Source organism: Streptomyces sp. BA2, assembly GCF_009769735.1.
Classification (GTDB): Bacteria; Actinomycetota; Actinomycetes; order Streptomycetales; family Streptomycetaceae; genus Streptomyces.
The window spans coordinates 112,555-131,761 of the sequence record NZ_WSRO01000002.1; the positions used below are offsets into that span (position 1 = coordinate 112,555).

Sequence of the window (19,207 nt, forward strand, 5' to 3'; positions counted from 1 at the left end):
ACTCTCCCGGCGTTCCTTCGTCGGCGTGACCGGCGGCGCGCTCGTCGCCCTCGGCGCCGGGCAGGCGTTCGCCCAGGCTGCCGAGGCCCCGGCCGGGTCCGCCGCACAAGCGGCGGCCGCCGCCGACGGCCCCTACACGGAGGCCTTCCTCACTCAGTACAACAAGATCAAGAGCCCGGACAGCGGCTACTTCAGCCCGGACGGCATCCCGTACCACTGCGCCGAGACCCTGATCGTCGAGGCTCCCGACCACGGCCACCAGACGACCTCCGAGGCGTTCAGCTTCTGGATCTGGCTGGAGGCGGCGTACGGCCGGGTCACCGGCGACTGGGCCCCGTTCAACAAGTCCTGGGAGGTCGCCGAGGCCTCGATCATCCCGCCGCACATCGACCAGCCCACCAACGACTCGTACACCCCCTCCAAGCCCGCCACCTACGCGCCCGAGCACCCGCAGGTCACCAGCTACCCGTCCGAGCTGAACCCCTCCGTTTCCGTCGGCTCCGACCCCATCGCCGCCGAACTCGCCTCCGTGTACGGGACGATGGACGTCTACGGCATGCACTGGCTGATGGACCTCGACAACGTCTACGGCTTCGGCAACAAGCCCGGCACCGGCGACGAGCTCGGCCCCGGCAAGATGGCGTCCTTCATCAACAGCTACCAGCGCGGCGCGCAGGAGTCGGTCTGGGAGACCATCCCGCAGCCCAGCACCGACCTCTTCAAGTACGGCGGCCCCAACGGCTACCTCGACCTCTTCGTCAAGGACGCCTCGTACGCGAAGCAGTGGAAGTACACCAACGCCCCCGACGCCGACGCGCGCGCCGTGCAGGCCGCGTACTGGGCGCTGACGTGGGCGACGGCGCAGGGCAAGGGGAGCCAGGTCTCCGCCTCCGTGGCCAAGGCCGCGAAGATGGGCGACTACCTGCGCTACTCGATGTTCGACAAGTACTTCAAGAAAATCGGCAACTGCACCAGCCCGACCGGCTGCCAGCCCGCCTCCGGCCGCGATGCCCAGCACTACCTGCTGTCCTGGTACTACGCCTGGGGCGGCTCCGCAGGCACCGGCGGCGGCTGGGCCTGGCGCATCGGCGACGGCATCGCCCACCAGGGCTACCAGAACCCCCTCGCTGCCTGGGCGCTGTCCACCATCCCCGCCCTTACCCCCAAGTCGCCGACAGCGAAGGGCGATTGGCAGAAGTCGCTCACCCGGCAGCTGGAGTTCCTGCGCTGGCTGCAGTCCTCCGAGGGCGGGCTCGCCGGCGGCTGCTCCAACAGCTGGGACGGCCAGTACGGCACCCCGCCGGCCGGCACACCGACCTTCTACGGCATGGCGTACGACTGGCAGCCCGTCTACCACGACCCGCCGAGCAACAACTGGTTCGGCTTCCAGGTCTGGTGCATGGAGCGCGTCGCCCAGTACTACTACGTCACCAACAACGCGACCGCCAAGGCAGTCCTCGACAAGTGGGTGGCCTGGGCCTCCGAGGAGACCACCGTCGGCGCCGACGGCAGCTACCGCTTCCCCGCCACCCTGCGCTGGACCGGCGCCCCCGACACCTGGAGCGCCACGAACCCCGGCGCCAACACCGGCCTGCACGTATCGGTCGTCGACTACGGCGACGACGTCGGCGTGGGCGCGGCGCTGTCCATGACGCTGATCTATTACGCCGCGAAGTCCGGGGACGCCGACGCCGCCGGACTCGCCAAGTCCCTGCTCGACGCCATGGCCGAGCACGCCGACGCCAAGGGCATCGCCGTCCCCGAGACCCGCCGCGACTACGACCGCTTCGACGACCCGGTGTACTTCCCGGCGGGCTGGTCCGGCACCTCCCCGCAGGGCGTGAAGCTGGGCTCCGGCACGACCTTCATCGGGATGCGGCCGTGGCTCAAACAGGAGCCGGGCTGGTCGAAGGTGCAGACGTACCTCGACGGCGGCGCCCCGCCGGTCTTCACGTACCACCGCTTCTGGGCGCAGGCCGCGATGGCGCTCTCCTTCGCCTCGTACGCCGAGCTCCTCGGCGACGAGGGCGGCCCCGGCGGCGGCGACACCACCGCGCCGACCGTCCCGACCGGCCTGACGGTGACGGCGACGACCGGCACCAGCGTGTCGCTGAGCTGGACGGCGTCCACCGACGACACCGGCGTCGCGGCGTACGACGTCTACCGCGACGGCACCCCGGTCGGCACCCCGACCGCGACCACCTACACCGACACCGGGCTCTCCGCTGCCACCGCGTACCACTACCGGGTCGCCGCCCGCGACGCCGCGGGCAACGCCTCCGCACTGTCCGCCGAGGTCACCGGCACTACCAAGGCCGGCGGCGGTACGGGCGGGGCCAAGGTCCAGTACAAGAGCACCGATTCCAACGCCACCGACAACGCCCTGCGCATGTCCCTGAAGGTCGGCAACACCGGCGGCGGCGCGCTCAGCCTCTCCACGGTGACCGTCCGCTACTACTTCACCGGCGACGGCGGGCCGTCCACGTACACCACCTGGTGCGACTGGGCGATGCTCGGCGCCGCCAACATCACCCACCGGGTGGTCGCCATGAGCAGCCCGAAGACGGGCGCGGACCACTACCTGGAGGTCGGCTTCAGCGCCGGCGCGGGCAGCGTCGCCGCGGGCGGCGACTCCGGCGAGATACAGCTGCGCGTGCACAAGAGCAACTGGTCGAACTTCAACGAGGCCGACGACTACAGCCGCGGCACCAACGCGTCCTTCGCGGACGCCTCCAAGATCACCGCATATGTCGGCGGCGAGCTCGTCTGGGGGACGGCGCCGTGACGGGACGACACCTGCGCGGCGCCCTCGCCGCCACCGCCGCGGGCATCCTGCTCGCCGGGCTCGCGCTGTTCACCGGCGCGGGCCCGGCGGCGGCCGCGCCGGTCACCGACTGCACCCAGTGGGGCACCACCGAGATGCAGGGCGGCGCGTACACGTACCAGCAGAACGAGTGGAACTCCTCGGCCCGCCAGTGCGTCAGCGTGGACACCGCGACCGGCGCCTGGAAGCTGACCGAGGCGAACTTCTCGCTCACCACGGCGGGGCCGCCCGCCACCTACCCGTCCAGCTACAAGGGCTGCCACTGGGGCGCTTGCACCGCGAACAGCGGCCTGCCGATCCGGGTGAGCGAGCTGGGCAGCGCCCGGTCGACGTTCGACACCACTCAGGTCGCCTCCGGTGCCTGGAACGCCGCGTACGACCTGTGGTTCAACTCCACGCCCACCACCGACGACCAGCCGGACGGCACCGAGTTGATGATCTGGATCAACCACCGCGGCGGCGTCCAGCCCATCGGCTCCCGCACGGCGACGATCACCGCGGACGGCCGGACGTGGGACGTGTGGACCGGTCCCGGCGCCTCCGGGTGGAAGGTCATCTCGTACGTGCTGCAGGGCGGCGCCACCGCGGTGACCGACCTCGACGTGAAGCGCCTCGTCGACGACGCCACCGCACGCGGCCAGATCAACCCCGCGCACTACCTGATCGACGCCGAGGCCGGCTTCGAGATCTGGCAGGGCGGCCAGGGACTGGGCGTGAACTCCTTCTCGTTCGACGCCAGTAAGGGCTCGGGCGGCGGGGACACCACGCCGCCGACCGCGCCCCGCAACCTGCGGTCCACCGGGGCGAGTTCGTCGTCCGCCTCGCTGGCCTGGGACCCCGCCACGGACGACACCGGCGTCACGTCGTACGACGTCTACCGCGGCGGCACCCGTGTCGGCTCCACCGGCGGCACGACGTACACCGACACGGGACTGACGGCGTCCACCGCGTACAGCTACACCGTGCGCGCCCTGGACGCGGCCGGGAACGCCTCGCCGCCCGCCGGTCCGGTGAGCGTCACCACCGCACCGGGCGGTGGGTCGGGCACCGGCAATCTGAAGGTGCAGTACAAGACGAGCGATACGAGCGTCACGGACAACGCCATCGGGATGAACCTGCGGTTGGTCAACACCGGCAGCGGTGCGCAGAGTCTGAAGGACCTCGAGATCCGCTACTGGTTCGACGACTCGGCCTCCTCGTACACCACCTGGTGCGACTGGGCGCAGATCGGCTGCTCGAACCTCACCCACTCGGTGTCGACGAACGGCACGACGACCGGGGCCAACCGCTACCTGAAGGTCAACGTCACCGGCGGCACACTCGCCGCGGGCACCTCGACCGGCGACATCCAACTGCGGCTGCACCGCAGCGACTGGTCGAACCTCAACGAGGCCGACGACTACAGCCACGGCACCGCGAGCGCGTACACGGACGCACCAAAGATCGGCGTCTACTCCGGCGGCCAACTCCTGTGGGGCACCGCGCCCTGATTCACCCCCGGACACCCGGTGGCGGGAATCCTTCCCGCTGCCTCCCGCCACCGGGCCGTACCTCCGCACACCCTTATCCGATTCCGAGAGGAACACCAAGCAACGATGAACACCACCATGCACCTCAGACGCAAGAGCCGCTTCAGGAGGCTCGCGGCGCTGCTGCCGGCGCTCGCCATGGGCGCCGCGCTCAGCGTCGCGCTGCCTACCGCACCGGCCTCGGCGGCCGCGGCGGCCCGCGTCGACAACCCGTACGTGGGCGCCAAGCCGTACGTCAACCCCGACTGGTCCGCCAAGGCGAAGGCCGAGCCCGGCGGCTCCGCCATCGCCGACGAGCCCAGCTTCGTCTGGATGGACCGGATCGCCGCGATCACCGGCACCTCCAACGGCCGTGGCCTGCGCGCCCACCTCGACACCGCGCTGACGCAGGGCGCCACGCTCTTCCAGGTCGTCATCTACGACCTGCCGGGCCGCGACTGCTCCGCGCTCGCCTCCAACGGCGAGCTTAAGGCGGAGGAGCTCGGCCGGTACAAGTCGGAGTACATCGACCCGATCGCGGCGATCCTCGCCGACCCGAAGTACGCGGAACTGCGGATCTCCGCGCTGATCGAGCCGGACTCGCTGCCCAACATGGTCACCAACGCGGGCAGCGCGGCCGGCGCCACGGAGGCCTGCCGGCACGTGAAGGAGCTGGGGTCGTACCAGAAGGGCGTCGGCTACGCGCTGAACAAGCTCGGCGACATCCCCAACGTCTACAACTACATCGACGCGGGACACCACGGCTGGCTGGGCTGGGACACCAACTTCGACCCGGCGGTGGACGAGTTCAAGAAGGCCGCCACCTCCGAGGGCGCGACGGTCGACGACGTCGCCGGCTTCATCGTCAACACCGCCAACTACGGTGCGCTGAAGGAGCCGAACTTCAAGGTCACCGACTCGGTGAACGGCACCACCGTGCGCCAGGCCAAGTGGGTCGACTGGAATTACTACGTCGACGAGCTGTCCTTCGCCCAGGCGCTGCGCGACCGCCTGGTCAGCCGCGGCGGCTTCAACCCCGGCCTCGGCATGCTCATCGACACCGCCCGCAACGGCTGGGGCGGCACCGCACGACCCACAGGACCTGGCCCGCAGACCTCCGTCGACGCCTACGTCGACGGCGGCAAGGTGGACCGCCGCATCCACACCGGCAACTGGTGCAACCAGCAGGGAGCCGGAGTCGGCGAACGCCCGCGGACCGCGCCCGAGCCGGGCATCGACGCGTACGTGTGGGCCAAGCCCCCGGGCGAGTCGGACGGCAACAGCCAGCCCATCGACAACGACGAGGGCAAGGGCTTCGACCGGATGTGCGACCCGACCTATGAGGGCAACGCACGCAACGGCAACAATCCGACCGGTGCCATGGCCAACGCCCCGCTGGCCGGCCGCTGGTTCTCCGCACAGTTCCAGATGCTGCTGACCAACGCCTACCCGCCGCTGAACGGCGGTGGCGACCCGGGCCCCGACACCGAGGCGCCGAGCGTCCCGGCGGGCCTGAAGACGACGGGCGCCACCTCGTCGTCGGTGTCACTGTCCTGGACCGCCTCGACGGACAACGTGGGCGTCGCGTCGTACGACGTGTACCGCAACGGGACCCTCGTCGGCTCCACCGGCGGCACGACGTACACCGACAGCGCTCTGACCGCCTCCACCACCTACCAGTACAAGGTGCGGGCACGGGACGCCGCCGGGAACGCCTCGGCCCAGTCCGCCCAGGTCGCCGGCACGACGACTTCGGGGGGTGGGACGGGCACCGGCAACCTGAAGGTGCAGTACAAGACGAGCGATACGAGCGTCACGGACAACGCCATCGGGATGAACCTGCAGGTGGTCAACACCGGCAGCAGTGCGCAAAGCCTGAAGGACGTCGAGATCCGCTACTGGTTCGACGACTCGGCCTCCTCGTACACCACCTGGTGCGACTGGGCGCAGATCGGCTGCTCCAGCCTCACCCACTCGGTGTCGACGAACGGCACGACGACCGGCGCCAACCGCTACCTGAAGGTCAACGTCACCGACGGCACACTCGCCGCGGGCGCCTCGACCGGCGACATCCAACTGCGGCTGCACCGGGCCGACTGGTCGAACCTCAACGAAGCCGACGACTACAGCCACGGCACCGCAAGTGCATACACGGACGCACCGAAGATCGGCGTCTACTCCGGCGGCCAACTCCTGTGGGGCACCGCCCCGTAACCCGCAAGGCCTGAGGCACGTACGGCACGACGCGTCCCCGGTGCCCTTCCGCCCCGGGGGCGCCCTACTCCCCATGTTGCTTTTTCCAGTGCCAGAATGACGGCTCGCAGGCGGTGTCGAGCGGGTGGGTGGTGTACGACCACGCATGCGGTCCGTTCGTCCGGAGCGGGGGTGCAGTCGTGGCGGGCAGTCATGGGGGAGCCTCGGTGGACCGCGGGAAGGTCGCGCGGGGTGGCGGGCCGACGTCGGTGAAGATCGCGCATATCGCCGAGTTGGTGGGCGTATCGGTGCCCACGGTGTCGCGGGTGCTCAATGGCCGACCAGGGGTGTCTGGCGAAACCTGGGAGGGCGGCTGAGCGCGGCACCGGTGTCCCTGTATTCGGCCGGCTGGAGCTCGGGGGCGAGATCTGCGCCGCCTTCTACCAGCGCACTCCGTCCGGTCCCCTGAGTCTCACGTCCGCCACTCGCGAGCAGGCCGACCTACTCGCCGCTCGCCTGGCTGACCTTGGCCGCCCCCGTCCCCGGCGTCAGCGCGGACCACGGCGCCGCTACCGTTACCGCTTTCGCTTTCGCTTTCGCCGAGGCATGGCAGCGGCGTACAGGCGCGGTGCCGACACTCAGCCAACGGATCCGTCTCTACCGTCTCGGCACCATCACCCCGCCTGAGCCGCTTCCGGAGGGCACCAGTCGCGCTGTGGGCGATCAGGAGCATGAGCAACTCGTCCGATGGGTAGCTGAGTTCGTCGACACAGTCGGAGAGATCCCCGCCGTGGACATCGGCTCCTAGGCCGGCTCGCGCTACGCGGACAGGCACTTCACGTTCTGGCAGACCCCGGACGGTGCACCCGTCTCTATGGCCGCCACGACGGTGATGGTTGCAGGTACGGTCCGGGTGGAGGCCGGGTACGACTTCTCCTGGGGCGTATCAGGAGCAACTCAGGCTCGCCAGGGATGGGAGAAGCCCTCCAGCAGTGGTCCGCCGAGCAGGCCGAGCACCTGATTCACTGCAGTGGCCAACAGTCGGGGGTCGGCGTGCTCGGCTACGGCCTGGTGCCCGTCCAGCAGTGCTTTGCCCAGGTCCGGGTCTGCACTGAGCAGTCGGCGGGGAAGCCATTTGCCGATACCTGTCCAGCCGCCGTGGTAGGCGGTGAGCAGGTCTGCTGCCTGGCGCAGCACTTGGTCGGCGAGGGATAGCTGTTCGTACCGGTTGTCGGGTGGGGTGTGGGTCAGGTCGTCCAGGAAGCAGGTCAGAACGTAGCGGCCGTATGTCCACTCGGCTGTGCTGAGGGGCGGAGGCCCTGAGGCGAGGACATCCCGGGCCAGCTGGCACGCATGGGCTACATGTCCGTGCGGGTCTGTTAGGGGCAGACCCTGGTCGTAGATGAACAGGACGGTCCCGCGGCGCCGGGCTCGGTCCCAGGCGAAGAACTCCGGTATGTCCGCCAGGGTGTTGAGGAACAGCTCGATGATGCGGCCCTGGTGACGGATCACTTCCCGCCGGCTGACGTCCGAGTCGGGAAGGAGCACGGCCACATCCAGATCGCTGGTCGCGGTGGCGCGCCCCTGAGCGGCGGAGCCTCCGAGTATGGCGCCAAGGGCATGGGGATAGAGCTCGGTGACCACACGAAGAGCGTGTGCTTCGACGGCTTCTTGATCATTCATGGGCGCTCATCTTGCCAGCATGCGGATCTGTCAGCCGGGCTTCGATATAGGCGGTCCAGTCGTTGGCCGCGCGGTGGCGCTATTGCTGCGCGGTGATGACATGCAGGCCGAGCATGGGCGCGAGGACGGCGGGCGGCAGATCCTGGGCGAGTTCGATCAATGCGGTCGTGCGGGTCTGCGGATAGGGATCCGGCGAGCCATGAGACGGCGCGCGAGGACAACCGCGGAGATGTGCTCACCGGGTCGAAGCCCGGGGACAAGCCACCGGCGGGGGACGTTCGCGGCCCAACCGTGCTCACCGTGGATGTCTCCCGGTGGCTGCGCTCGGACGCGGCCTGCTCACCGGAGCGGCTCTTTTGCCACGTCCACGGACGTTCTCGTGAGGCCGCGCAGATCATCCCGGGCTGGCCGTACTCGTTCGTCGCCGCGCTCACCCCGGACCGCACATCGTGGACGCAGGTCCTGGACGCGGTCCGGCTGGGGCCGGCCGACGACGCCGCGGCCGTCCCCGCCGACCAGCTCCGGCACGTGGTCGAGCGGCTGATCGCGGCCGGTCAGTGGCAGCGCAGCGACCGGAACATCCTGATCGTGATGGACGCGGGCTACGACGTGATGCGCCTGGCCTGGGTACTGCGCGACCTTCCCGTCGAACTCGTCGGACGCCTGCGCTCGGACCGCGTCCTGCGGCTGCCGAAGCCCACGATCAAGGAGTACGCCGCGGCATACCCCCAGGGCGGGCGGCCGGCCGCCCAAGCACGGCAAGGAGTTCAGCCTCGCCAGGCCCGAGTCGTGGCCCGAGCCGTCCAAGACGACCCTCAACGACACCTCCCGCTACGGCAAGGCCGAAGCCCGCGCCTGGGACCGGCTCCACCCCAAGCTGCAGCAGCGGTCCGCGTGGATCGGCCACGACAGCGAACTGCCCGTCATCGAGGGCACGCTGATCCGGCTCAAGGTCGACCACCTGCCCGGCGACCGCGACGCACCACCGGTGTGGCTGTGGTCCTCCGCCACCGGCGCCACCTCGGACGACGTCGACTTCACCTGGTCCTGCTAACTGCGCAGATTCGACCTGGAACATACCTTCCGCCTGTTCAAGCAGTCCCTCGGCTGGACCCGACCACGATTACGCGACCCACAGGCCGCAGACCGCTGGACCTAATTCCTTCGTAAGGACCCCAGGGACATCGGGTAGATCTCCCCGGGTGTTCGACTACTGAGAGCCGTGACGCCTTGTACGAGCCGGGCTCGTGAAGCCTCCGCTTAGAGCGGCGCGTGGTCCCCAGTGCTCAGTGGTGGTGGTCGTGTGGGCGCCGGGCCGAGACGCCTCCGGTCGGCCTGGCCGTTGATGCCTCCGGACAGATTGGCGGCGCCCGGCGCCTTCACGACAGCCACCACGGTCGGCGGTGATGTTCTATGGGCGCCGAGCGGACGTCTCCGCTGGACCTGGCCTCGATGCCTCTAGCCAGAGCGACGACGCTCGGCACCTATAGAGCGTCAATACCTACTCGCTTGATCACTCGTTGGTGTTGGTGGGGCGAGCCCACTGCACGGTGACCTCTCGATACGCCTGAGCTGTCTGAGCTCCCGCAATAGACCGAGGCCCGTGAGGTGCGCTGGTGCCACGAACACGGCTAGTGAGGCGTCGGACCGACCCCAGCGGTTGAGTCCTGGAATTAGGTCGCCGCGTGGCTCCGTATGCGCTCGTGACCAGCGCAGAACCTGCACTATGGGGAGGGGATTACCTTGATCTACTGCGGAATTGACTGGGCGGAAAGGACGCACGATTTCGCCCTGGTCAACGACACAGGCGAGTTACTGGCCAAGCGGCACATCACCGATGACGCCGCTGGCTACAAGACCTTGCTGGATCTGTTGGCCGAGTACGGCGACACTGAAGATGATCCGATCCCGGTGGCGATCGAGACCTCCCGCGGCCTGCTGGTCGCGGTCCTGCGGCAAGGCAAGCGGAAGGTCTTCGCGATCAATCCTATGGCCGCGGCCCGATACCGTGACCGGCACAGCGTCTCGCGCAAGAAGTCCGACCCCGGCGACGCCCTCGTCCTCGCTAATGTGCTGCGGACCGACATGCATGCCCACCGGCCCCTGCCCAACGACAGCGACCTGGCCCGCGCTATCGCGGTCCTCGCCCGCGCCCAGCAGGATGCGACCTGGAACCGCCAGCAGATGGCCAACCAACTCCGTTCTCTGCTCCGTGAGTACTACCCCGCCGTCTTGGACGCCTTCGCCACCTGGACGAACGGCCTCTGCCGCCCCGAGGCCCGCGAGCTCCTCAAACTCGCCCCCACCCCCGCCAGTGCTGCACGACTGAGCCGCACGCAGATCAGCGCGGCCCTCAAACGGGCCGGCCGCAAACGAGGCATCGAGACCGAGGCCGAGCGGCTCCGCGAAGCTTTCCGTGCCGACTCGGCCCACCAGCCCCCGCTCGTCGAAGATGCCCTCGGCCAGCAGATGCTCGCCCTCCTCGGCCAGCTGGAAGCTGCCTGCACCGCCGCGGATGACCTCGCGAAGGCGGTGGAAGAGGCTTTCCCTCAGCACCCGGACGCTGAAGTGATCCTGAGCTTCCCCGGTCTTGGAGCTCAGCTCGGCGCCCGGGTGCTGGCCGAGATCGGAGACGACCACGCCCGGTTCGCCGATGCCCGTGGGCTGAAGGCCTACGCGGGCGCCTCGCCCATCACCCGAGCCTCTGGCAAGAAGTCCAGCATCACCCGACGACGGATCAAGAACGACCGCCTCAACCACGCTGGCTATCTCTGGGCCTTCTCTGCCCCGAACGGCTCTCCGGGTGCCAAGGCGCACTACCGCCGACGCCGCGACGAGCACGGAGACTGGCACGCATCCGCCCTCCGTAACCTCTTCAACCGCCTCCTCGGCCAGCTCTATCACTGCCTGAAGAACCACGAGTTGTTCGATGAAGTGACGGCGTTCCCTCGCTCGCATGCCGCTGCGGCTTGACTTTTAGCTTCGTGAGGCGTCTGGCTGGTGATCGCCGCGCACACCCAGCTCCGCCTCGCCGCACCACTCGCCGCCGACCGGCGCAAGCCCTGGGAGAAGACCACCAGCCCCGGCACCATGCTCACACCGTACCCGACCGCGCCGAACCCGACGTGCCCGCTATACCAGTCGGCTCCACCGCACTGGTTGTAGGGACTGCCGCGGCGCGGAACCTGACCCGGGATCAAACACACCTCACAGGGCGAAAGCGCAGTTAGGACCTGTCCAGCGGATCGTCATGGCCAGGAACCTGCCGTAGCTGGATTCGTGTGGGCTGTGGGCCCGCTCATGCGAAACGCTCGGCCGGGGTTTCCCGGCCGAGCGTCGTGCGCGGGCGTGGGCCCGTTACCTGGCTGCCTGTGCGGGGTGTGCGCGCCGACGATTCGGCACGCTTCCCCATGGCATTGCACCCCTGGCGCATGAGTCGGAGCATGTCTCACGCTCACAACTCATGCGCCCCGCGGATCAGCTGCCGGGAGGGTTCATCGGCCAGCCGATGTAGTACTCGTTGATCCAGCCCATCTTGCCCTTGTGGGCCCCCTTGAGGACCTTCCCGTAGGCCCAGTCGCCGCGCTCGCAGTACTGGTAGAACTTGTTTTCCGCCTTGCCCACAAGGCCCTTGGACGTGTAGCTCTTCCCGGGACCGGTGCGGAAGTGGACCGTCTCGGTGACCGCGACTTTGGTGTTCGGGGTGTTCTCGGTACAGGCCGAGGAACCCACGGCAGAGGCGCTCGACGCGCCCGCCAGGACCCCCGTCACCACCATCGCGCCCACCGCGAGCGCGCTGGCGAACTTGGACTTCTTCATACGTCCCCGTTTCGGTTGAACTCTTACTCGTACTTTCAACGGCATTGAATGCACGGCTGGTTGGCGGCTTGCATCCCCCGTCGGCCACCGATTCTAGGTGCGGCATCGACCTGTACGCCGACAAGATCCGCGCCGGTTCGGTGGACCATCGGTGAAGATGCGCTGCCCAGCCCCTGCGGCGGTGTTGAACCGGCACCTCCACCACCTGCGGCGATCGCGGATTATGGCGGGGCGGGCGGGAATCGGGCGCCCGGGTGCGGTCGTCGGGAGCGGTGACGGCTCGTCTAGGCTGCCGAGCGATCATGTCGTTCCGGCCTTATGTGCACCATCCGCATGGTGAGTGCGATCACGGGGGTCCTGTTGAGTTCTGAGCACGCCGATGTTCGGCCGACACCTGTGCAGGGCGACGCGCCGAGCACGTCCGGCGCACCGAGCGCACCGAGTACAGGTGCGCCTCGCACCCCCTCACCATGGAAACGTTTCGGCAAGGTAGCGGCCTGGACGGTAGTTGCCGCGGTCGTGCTCGGCTTCGCCGTCGACACGGCCAAACCCCTGTGGCAGCACTGGTGGTTCGCGGCCAGGATGTGCGGCGGGACGCTCGCCTCGGCCGACCTCGCGGACGTGCTGCCGGACGAGCGGCTCCAGAAGCACACCGACGAAGTCTCCCTCGAAGGGGGCGGCATGAAGTGCGTGATCAGTACGGAAGACGACAACCGCGCCCTCTCCGTCGATGTGATGTCGGGTGGCGCCGGGATCGGTCGCGAGCTCGACATGTCGTTCACCATTCCAGATGAGCCGAACTATGTGTTCCCCGACGGAACCCCCGGCTTCGCGGACCAGTTCGGTGCCGTGATCCTGCAGGAGTGCCCCAAGCTCGGGCGTGACGAACTGGGCCGAAAGCAGCGGCTATTGACCAGGGCTATTGGTCCGAATACCAGCGACGAGCCCAGTCCCGCTCTGCTGCGGATCGCCGCTTCCGCAGCCAACGCGGCCTCGGAGAAGTCCGGTTGCGGGGCAAAGCGGCTGCCGTTGCCCGAGCGCGTGGCCGAGCTGGAGAGCCGCCCGTTGTCCCAGGCCGCGGGGACGAAGGAGTGCGGCTGGCTGGCCGATGTCCGGCTGCCGAAGAACCCGTCGGGCAGGCCCTGGGAGCTCGCGGAACGCTCGGCCGGTGACATGCCGATCACCAGCTGCGCCCTGGTCGACCCTGCGAAGGGCAAGGGCGGGGCGCCGGTGGTCGAGTTCTCCGGCTGGTTCGGCGACTGGACCGACGAGCCGTTCGAGACGCTGCTCGCCGCAAACGTCGACTACCCCTCCGACCGCAGTGCCCAGGGCCCGCTGATGGCCGAGGACCTGGGGCGCGCCACCGCCCTGTGCGACGGCGAGGCCGCCAACTTCCAGGCGTACAGCGACCCCCGGGCCACCGACCCCTCGGACCGGTACGTGACGGGCGCCCAACTACGGCCCCTGCTCCTGAAGTTCGCCACCGAGCAGAGCCGCATCCACGGCTGCAGCGACCTGAAGCTGCCCGGCAAGACGGTTTATCCGATGTCGGAAGACTGAGCCACACGGGCGCAGCGACGACGAGGACTGAGGCGGACCCGTGCGTGTGACACGCGCCCGGGCCCGCCTCCGTCGTCGTACGTACCCCTAGATCGTTTCTGATGGCTCTTTGACGGCGCCATGGAGCCAGATGACAATCGCGCCGTCAGTGAGGGTGCCGTTGAAGATGTAGTCGCGCTTGTCGTACCGATGGGCGGCCGCGCGGAACTGTTTCCACTTGCTCACGCACCGCTCGGCAGGACGCGGGGGCGGAGTTGAGAAGAGTCTCCGCCCCCCAGCAGTGCCGCCAGTAGCTATCTTCGTGGTCAGTCCGCCGCGGGAGCGGCCGATGGCGTGGTCGCCGGATTCGTTTGCCGGGGCCCTTCTTGCGGGCACCCGCCGCGTGCTGGTGGGCACGCACGGTCGTGGAGTCCGCCGCGACGGCCCAGTTGAGCTCCTCGTCCGCGTCGGCCTGGGCCATCAGCACGGGGACCAACGGCCGGCTGGTCCAAACGAGACTGCCTAGCTGAGTTCGCTGCTCAAAACGGCGAGTACGTGCGCTCGTTGGATGCGGCGTATCGCGGAGGGCGTCTGTCCGGATGCCAGTAGTTCGTCGACAAGATCGATGTGCACGGCGGCCAGCAAGATGTGCGCCAAGTATTCGGCGTCCTTGGCTGTCAGGGTGGGGACGGCCTCCATCGCGGTCCGCGCCAGCAGGTCCCTCATCCACCGGTATTGCTCGCTTTGCAGCAGTCCTGACGTTGTGGCTTCACGAGCTCTCAGCAGGTTGCCGTTGTCGAGCTTGAATGTGAGCACCGCATCAAGGAAGGCGACGGCTCGGTCCCGCGCGGGCGCTCCGGGGCCAAGGGGTGGGGGGCCGCTGTCCACCTGTTCCCGTAGGTCTCGGGCTTTGGTGGCCCACAGCGCATCCAGCAGGCCGTCGCGACTGCCGAAGAGCCGGAAGATCGTCCCTTTCCTGACCTGTGCCTCCGCTGCGATGTCATCGACGGAGACGCTGCTGACGTCAGCTCGCGCGAAGAGGGCGTCCGCGGCCGCGAGTACGACCTCAGGCGAGGTCGGAGGGCGACCTCGCCTCGGCCTCTTATTTTCGGACTGTCGGTCCGTAATGGTGTTAGGCCCTTCAGGACACACAGGTCGAACACCTCACTGGAGACGCAATGGCCTCATCATCCACCCTGCCCCCGTGGTTCTCTCGGGCACTCGGCTCACTGTGGGCCGGTGACCTCGACGGCTTCACATCGATCTTCGCTCCGGACGCGCTCTACGAGATTCCCTTCACCCCCACCGGCCCGGTGCGGCTGACGAGCCGCGAGGAGATCGACACTTTCATGCGTGGCCTGCTCGACGGCGGCCGGCTTCGCTACGGCTCTCTTACGGAAGTCCGAGCCTACGAGACCGGCGACGATCTGATCGTCGAGGCAGTCGCCCGTCATCACCGCCCCGCAGACGGAGCACCGATCGACCTGAGTTACATCTGGTTCGTCACGCGCCGGGACGGCTACGTAACCCGATTCCGCGACTACATGATTCCATTGGAGATTTCGGCGATTTGAGCGACCCGCTGAAACCGCCCTGCGGGAGGAGACGTGAGATCCGGCGCAGGCCCGCACACCAGAACCTGCGACACCTCGGAGATCCGAACGAAAGGCCCTAGCCAGGTTGCAGTGCGAGCCGGGCCCTGGCGCGTGCCCCCGTCGAACACGGTTGGCACGCCTGCAGTCCTGCTGGGAAAATCTCAATGCAGGTCAGGCGCCTGTTGTCTGAGGGCTGCGACAGCCGCGTCGGCTTCCGCTGAGCGCTGTTCGTTGGTCACGGCGATGGTCGCGCGTCCCTGCCAGTGGCGGTCCTCGACCCGGACGATTCTCACACCGGCTGGAGCGGAGGAGACCGCCATGCCCGGCAGCAGGCAGACCCCCAGGCCGGCAGCCACCATTCCCAGGCGCGTGGACCATTCGCGCGCCTGATGGGCGACCGTTGGCCGAACGAGGGTGGGCCAGGCACCGTAGTACGGGGTGTCACCGGCAGTGTTCTCGACGATCCAACTGTCGTGGCGCAGTTCGTCGGCCCGCACCAGGGGCCGGGTGGCCAATGGGTGATGCCGGGGCAGCGCGACACGTAGATCGTCTTCCAGGAGCGTTTCCTGGCGCAGCCCGTCGAGGTCATGCTCCTGCGGCCCGGCGCATACACCCACGACGGCAATGTCCAGACGGTTGGAACGTAGCTGCCGCAAAAGGCTGGGGGTTGAATCCTCCACGAAGCCGACGGTCACATGGGGGTGTTCGTCCGCCAGCTGCGCGAGAGCACGCGGAACCAGAGCTGCCGCCGCAGACGGGATCGCGCCGATCGTCACACAGCCCGTGATGTGTTGACGCAGCGCGCTGACCTCACGGACGGCGGCGTCGAGGCCCGACAGCACGTCGGCCGCGTGCCGTGCGAATGCCACGCCGGCCTCCGTGGGTGTTACCCCGCGTGCTCTCCTCTCGAAAAGGGCCGCGCCCACGGCGGACTCGACAACTTTCACCTGCCGGGATACAGCCGATTGCGTGTAGCCGAGGGAAGCTGCTGCCTCGCTGAAGGAGCCCGTCGCAGCGACTTCGCGCACCACGCGCAGTCCCACGAGAGTCACATCCGTCATGCCCTTCACTCTACAGCCGAGGTATTCCTGGAATGCATACCTGGGGTTCTCAATCATCATTTGTGCGCGTACCTGCGGTCATGCACGCTGGGTCGCGCACACCGGCCACCAACCCACCAGAAACCGGAGTTGCGTGATGGACGACGCACAGAAGAGGGCAATCGTCGAACACTTCCTGAGCCTCTACGCCAAGGGGCGGTGGGGAGCGGCCGACAACACGGAACCGCTGGAGGAGCTCCTGGTGGATGAGCGGGGCTCCGGGAGACGGTCACGTCACCAAGGACCAGTTCCGCGCCATGCTCAAGCCGCTCGACTCGATCACGGACGGCCCGCTGGTCATCACACCCACCGCATGGACCATTCAAGGCCCCAGGGTCGCCGTGGAGGCGTACTCGACCATGAAACTGAAGAACACGCGAGACTACCGCAACCACTATCACCTCCTCTTCGAGATCAGCGGCGGAAAGATCAGCAAATACCACGAACACCACGACACCGCGCACGTGAACAGCACCATGTGGGCGGGCTGACGCTTCATTACCCGGTGTGGGAGGCGGTGCGTGAGCTCATGTTCGTTTCGCTCTTTCGGGAGGGGTAAGCAGGCTGGCCGCGAAGTCGCCGGGCGGCCATGGCCGCGGCTGGGTGAACAAGCCTTGCTCGGTCTCGGCCAGGCTCCCGCGGCCGGTCAGCCGTTTGAGCTGCAGACGGACGTTGTTGATGTTGTGGGGCGCGACCGTCAGGTCCATCACCTCGCAGACCTGCCGCGCCCGCAGCGGATGATCGGCCGCAGTGAACACCGCCGTGATCTGCTGGTAGGCCGGTGGTCTGGCAGCTTCGGTGCCCGCGGTTGCGGGGCGGGCAGCGTCAGCAGCGTCTTGCGGGTGATCCGAACTTCCTCGGCGGCCCGCCCACAGAGCGCGCCGCGGTCGCCCGAACCAGGGCCAAGGCCGATCGGCTGGCCGCGGCGTAAGTCGCGGCCGTTCCTCGTCATTGGCGGCTGATCGTGCGGGTGACGCCGGCCGCGATCGTCGTCGCGAGGACCCAGCCCATGATGATCAGGGCGTAGGCCAGCAACTGGAGTCCGGTGCTGGTCGGCGTATAGGCATGTTCCTGGCCGAAGTCGATGATCGGCAGCAGAAGGTCGAGTGTGTAGAAGAGCGAGTTGAAGGTCGGGGCCTCGTCCGGTTTCAGGGCGCGGGGGCGCTCGGCCGTGTAGGCGAGTGTGCCGATCAGCAGGAGTGAGAACAGCCAGGAGGCCGCGCGGACGGGGCGGAAGCCGTAGCCGACCGTAGCGTCCTGGACGTAGCCCCACAGGCGGGCGTAAGGCGACAGAGTTGCGCGGTGTCGACGCTGTTTGGCGAGTTGGACCGTGCGGGCCGCGTCGTCGTCGCCGATGCGGCGGTAGGAGGCGGTGAGTTGTTCGTACGAGAACGGGACGTGGCCGTCTCTGTCCCGCCGCAGCAGCGCCAGCCGGCGTTCGGCCGGCTCGTGCGGGGCGAGTGTGGTGTAGGTCAGGCCGTCGAGCCGGACCTCGTCGGGCCAGGTCTCCGGGGCGATGTGGAGCAGATCCAGTTGGGAGCGGCGCAGTGAGACCATGCCCTGGATGGGCCGGGCCTCGCGGAACCAGAGTTCACCGGCGACCAGGCTGCTGGCTCTCAGAGCGACACCATCCGGGCGGGCGAGCGTTGCGTAGGAAAAATTGAGCTGGCCTGGTATGCGCGCGCCGCGCAGATTAATCCGGCCGTTCGAGACGAGCCGCATCGCGTTCAGATCCGCGCCGACGCTGAGCGTCGAGGCATGCAGGGCGGTGGCAGTGGGGTTGTCGAGCCGCGAGTCGCTGAGTGCGAGCGTGCCCGCGATCGTCGCTCCCTTGAGGCAGAGTTCGCCGTTCGCCGTCAGGTACCGGGCATTGAGGTCGGAGCCAACCGCCAGGCCAGTGCCGCGCAGGGCCACGCCCGCGGGGCAGTTGAGCTGCGCTTCGTCGAGGTCGAGGGCGCCCGCGATGCTTGCGCCGTACAGACGGAGCGTGCCGTGCACGGTCAGGCCGCGTGCCGAGAGGTGGTCCTCGATCACGGCGCCGTTGAGCTGCAGGACGTCCTCGCGACGCCGGTTCGGGACAGGTGGCATGGGCGGGACGGAGGTGTCGTCGGGCAGCGGCGCGGGGGGCGCGTCGGCCCCCTGAGCCGGTTCGCCGATGCGGGCACGGTCCAGGAAGAGCGCCCCCGTGATCCGCGCCCCGGCCAGGCGTACGGGGCCGCGCACCCGGCACAGCGTCAAGCGCAGTGAGTCGTCGAGTCTGAGCGCCGTGGCATGCAGCGACGGCAGGACGGAGACGCCGAGGCTAAGGCGGCGTAACTGGGCGCCGTACAGGTCGACTTCTTCCTCGAAGTAGCAGGCCCACAGGTGGACGGGGCAGTCGACGGCCGCGTACTGGAGGTCGAGCCGGCCCGTGATCCGGGCTCCCGCCACCTTGAGCACGGCGGTCTCGCCCGCCGTGCGAGGCCCGTTGAGCAGCAAGGTGCGCAACACCGCTGCGCGCACGGTGCGTTCGGGCCCCCAGGTGTTCCCGGCCACGGCTTCCTCGTCGGGGGTCGTACGGAAGTTGACCTCGGTCCCGCGCGGAAACGCCTGCCAGACTCGCAGCTCGGCCGGGGTCAGCTCATCGATCTCCATCGCGCGACTGTGGCCACGCGGGTCGGTCTTTGTCAACGGGTCTACGGGGTCACCACGATCAACAGAGCTGTCCCGTCCGTCCAGCACGATTCCACGAGAGCCATGTCAGTTGCGAACACTGAGACCCGGTGTTCTCAAGCAACGTGCCACCCCATCAGGTCAGCGGCTTGCCATCTGACAGATGCACTTCGACGGGACAGCGGCCGCGGCAGAGCAACTCCTCGTTCTCCTTGGCGGCCCGTTGAGAGAGGTATACATCCAGCGATAGGCCGGACAGCTCCATCACCACACCCACAGACCCCCGCACGTCGA

The 19,207-nt window shown here is 68.4% G+C and carries 16 protein-coding genes and 1 pseudogene; 9 read left to right on the forward strand and 8 right to left on the reverse strand.

All coding sequences use genetic code 11. The features are described 5' to 3' along the window. Nucleotides 1–25: 25 nt before the first annotated feature. From E5671_RS03115 to E5671_RS03130, 4 genes are all read left to right on the forward strand, one after another. Nucleotides 26–2,785 (forward strand): glycoside hydrolase family 48 protein, encoded by a 2,760-nt coding sequence (locus E5671_RS03115; RefSeq protein ID WP_160502328.1) that lies wholly within the window; start codon nt 26–28, stop codon nt 2,783–2,785. Beyond that, on the forward strand, nt 2,782–4,314 hold the full coding sequence (locus E5671_RS03120; RefSeq protein WP_160502329.1) for a GH12 family glycosyl hydrolase domain-containing protein: 1,533 nt from the start codon (nt 2,782–2,784) through the stop codon (nt 4,312–4,314). Before E5671_RS03115 ends, E5671_RS03120 begins: the two co-directional genes overlap by 4 nt. Before the next feature lie 177 nt (nt 4,315–4,491). Then, nucleotides 4,492–6,546 carry a glycoside hydrolase family 6 protein gene (locus tag E5671_RS03125; RefSeq protein ID WP_160509953.1) on the forward strand — a complete coding sequence of 685 codons (2,055 nt, stop codon included), beginning with the start codon at nt 4,492–4,494 and terminating at the stop codon, nt 6,544–6,546. Nucleotides 6,547–6,794: 248 nt separating this feature from the next. Continuing rightward, complete coding sequence (locus E5671_RS03130; RefSeq protein WP_160509954.1) at nt 6,795–6,902, forward strand: LacI family DNA-binding transcriptional regulator; 108 nt, start codon at nt 6,795–6,797, stop codon at nt 6,900–6,902. A 580-nt stretch (nt 6,903–7,482) separates the two neighbouring features. Here E5671_RS03130 and E5671_RS03135 read toward each other — a convergent pair. Next, nucleotides 7,483–8,208, reverse strand: a complete 726-nt coding sequence (locus E5671_RS03135) for a nucleotidyltransferase domain-containing protein (RefSeq protein WP_160502330.1) — start codon at nt 8,206–8,208, stop codon at nt 7,483–7,485. 159 nt (nt 8,209–8,367) lie between these two features. On the opposite strand from E5671_RS03135, the gene E5671_RS03140 reads away from it, so the two are divergent. Beyond that, nucleotides 8,368–9,378 carry a transposase gene (locus E5671_RS03140; protein ID WP_160502331.1) on the forward strand — a complete coding sequence of 337 codons (1,011 nt, stop codon included), beginning with the start codon at nt 8,368–8,370 and terminating at the stop codon, nt 9,376–9,378. A 573-nt stretch (nt 9,379–9,951) separates the two neighbouring features. Then, nucleotides 9,952–11,181: an IS110 family transposase gene (locus E5671_RS03145; RefSeq protein WP_160502332.1), complete on the forward strand. Its 1,230-nt coding sequence runs from the start codon at nt 9,952–9,954 to the stop codon at nt 11,179–11,181. Between the two features lie 504 nt (nt 11,182–11,685). Here E5671_RS03145 and E5671_RS03150 read toward each other — a convergent pair. Continuing rightward, a complete protein-coding gene (locus E5671_RS03150) occupies nt 11,686–12,027 on the reverse strand; it encodes an SH3 domain-containing protein (protein WP_160502333.1) in 342 nt (113 codons plus the stop codon). A 519-nt stretch (nt 12,028–12,546) separates the two neighbouring features. Here E5671_RS03150 and E5671_RS03155 point away from each other — a divergent pair. Continuing rightward, nucleotides 12,547–13,587 (forward strand): hypothetical protein, encoded by a 1,041-nt coding sequence (locus E5671_RS03155; RefSeq protein WP_160502334.1) that lies wholly within the window; start codon nt 12,547–12,549, stop codon nt 13,585–13,587. Between the two features lie 87 nt (nt 13,588–13,674). Here the strand turns inward: E5671_RS03155 and E5671_RS45250 are convergent, their stop codons facing one another. The 3 genes and pseudogenes from E5671_RS45250 to E5671_RS47690 all read right to left on the reverse strand — a co-directional run. After that, entirely contained in the window at nt 13,675–13,812 is a 138-nt protein-coding gene (locus tag E5671_RS45250) for a hypothetical protein (protein ID WP_202122779.1), read from the reverse strand. A 276-nt stretch (nt 13,813–14,088) separates the two neighbouring features. After that, on the reverse strand, nt 14,089–14,382 hold the full coding sequence (locus E5671_RS45945) for a hypothetical protein (protein WP_237330071.1): 294 nt from the start codon (nt 14,380–14,382) through the stop codon (nt 14,089–14,091). Nucleotides 14,383–14,499: 117 nt separating this feature from the next. Next, nucleotides 14,500–14,718, reverse strand: a pseudogene (locus tag E5671_RS47690) (TetR/AcrR family transcriptional regulator); the annotation flags it as partial. Nucleotides 14,719–14,744: 26 nt separating this feature from the next. Here E5671_RS47690 and E5671_RS03165 point away from each other — a divergent pair. Next, nucleotides 14,745–15,140, forward strand: coding sequence for a nuclear transport factor 2 family protein (locus E5671_RS03165; RefSeq protein ID WP_160502335.1), 396 nt, complete (start codon nt 14,745–14,747; stop codon nt 15,138–15,140). Nucleotides 15,141–15,322: 182 nt separating this feature from the next. On the opposite strand, the gene E5671_RS03170 is transcribed toward E5671_RS03165, so the two are convergent. Then, nucleotides 15,323–16,282: a LysR family transcriptional regulator gene (locus tag E5671_RS03170; protein WP_237330072.1), complete on the reverse strand. Its 960-nt coding sequence runs from the start codon at nt 16,280–16,282 to the stop codon at nt 15,323–15,325. A 185-nt stretch (nt 16,283–16,467) separates the two neighbouring features. Here E5671_RS03170 and E5671_RS03175 point away from each other — a divergent pair, with 185 nt between their 5' ends. Then, nucleotides 16,468–16,752, forward strand: a complete 285-nt coding sequence (locus tag E5671_RS03175; protein WP_202120999.1) for a nuclear transport factor 2 family protein — start codon at nt 16,468–16,470, stop codon at nt 16,750–16,752. Between the two features lie 36 nt (nt 16,753–16,788). On the opposite strand, the gene E5671_RS45260 is transcribed toward E5671_RS03175, so the two are convergent. Both E5671_RS45260 and E5671_RS03180 read right to left on the reverse strand, forming a co-directional pair. Continuing rightward, a complete protein-coding gene (locus tag E5671_RS45260; protein WP_202122780.1) occupies nt 16,789–17,019 on the reverse strand; it encodes a hypothetical protein in 231 nt (76 codons plus the stop codon). 190 nt (nt 17,020–17,209) lie between these two features. Further along, nucleotides 17,210–18,895 (reverse strand): membrane-associated oxidoreductase, encoded by a 1,686-nt coding sequence (locus E5671_RS03180; protein ID WP_160502336.1) that lies wholly within the window; start codon nt 18,893–18,895, stop codon nt 17,210–17,212. Nucleotides 18,896–19,207 lie beyond the last annotated feature (312 nt).

Excerpts from the sequence above, each read along its gene's own strand:
- E5671_RS03125 (WP_160509953.1), top strand. The coding sequence starts at position 4,492 with ATGGGCGCCGCGCTCAGCGTCGCGCTGCCTACCGCACCGGCCTCGGCG.
- E5671_RS03135 (WP_160502330.1), bottom strand. The coding sequence starts at position 8,208 with ATGAATGATCAAGAAGCCGTCGAAGCACACGCTCTTCGTGTGGTCACC.
- E5671_RS03140 (WP_160502331.1), top strand. The coding sequence starts at position 8,368 with ATGCGGTCGTGCGGGTCTGCGGATAGGGATCCGGCGAGCCATGAGACG.
- E5671_RS03150 (WP_160502333.1), bottom strand. The coding sequence starts at position 12,027 with ATGAAGAAGTCCAAGTTCGCCAGCGCGCTCGCGGTGGGCGCGATGGTG.
- E5671_RS03165 (WP_160502335.1), top strand. The coding sequence starts at position 14,745 with ATGGCCTCATCATCCACCCTGCCCCCGTGGTTCTCTCGGGCACTCGGC.
- E5671_RS03170 (WP_237330072.1), bottom strand. The coding sequence starts at position 16,282 with ATGATGATTGAGAACCCCAGGTATGCATTCCAGGAATACCTCGGCTGT.
- E5671_RS03175 (WP_202120999.1), top strand. The coding sequence starts at position 16,468 with ATGAGCGGGGCTCCGGGAGACGGTCACGTCACCAAGGACCAGTTCCGC.
- E5671_RS03180 (WP_160502336.1), bottom strand. The coding sequence starts at position 18,895 with ATGGAGATCGATGAGCTGACCCCGGCCGAGCTGCGAGTCTGGCAGGCG.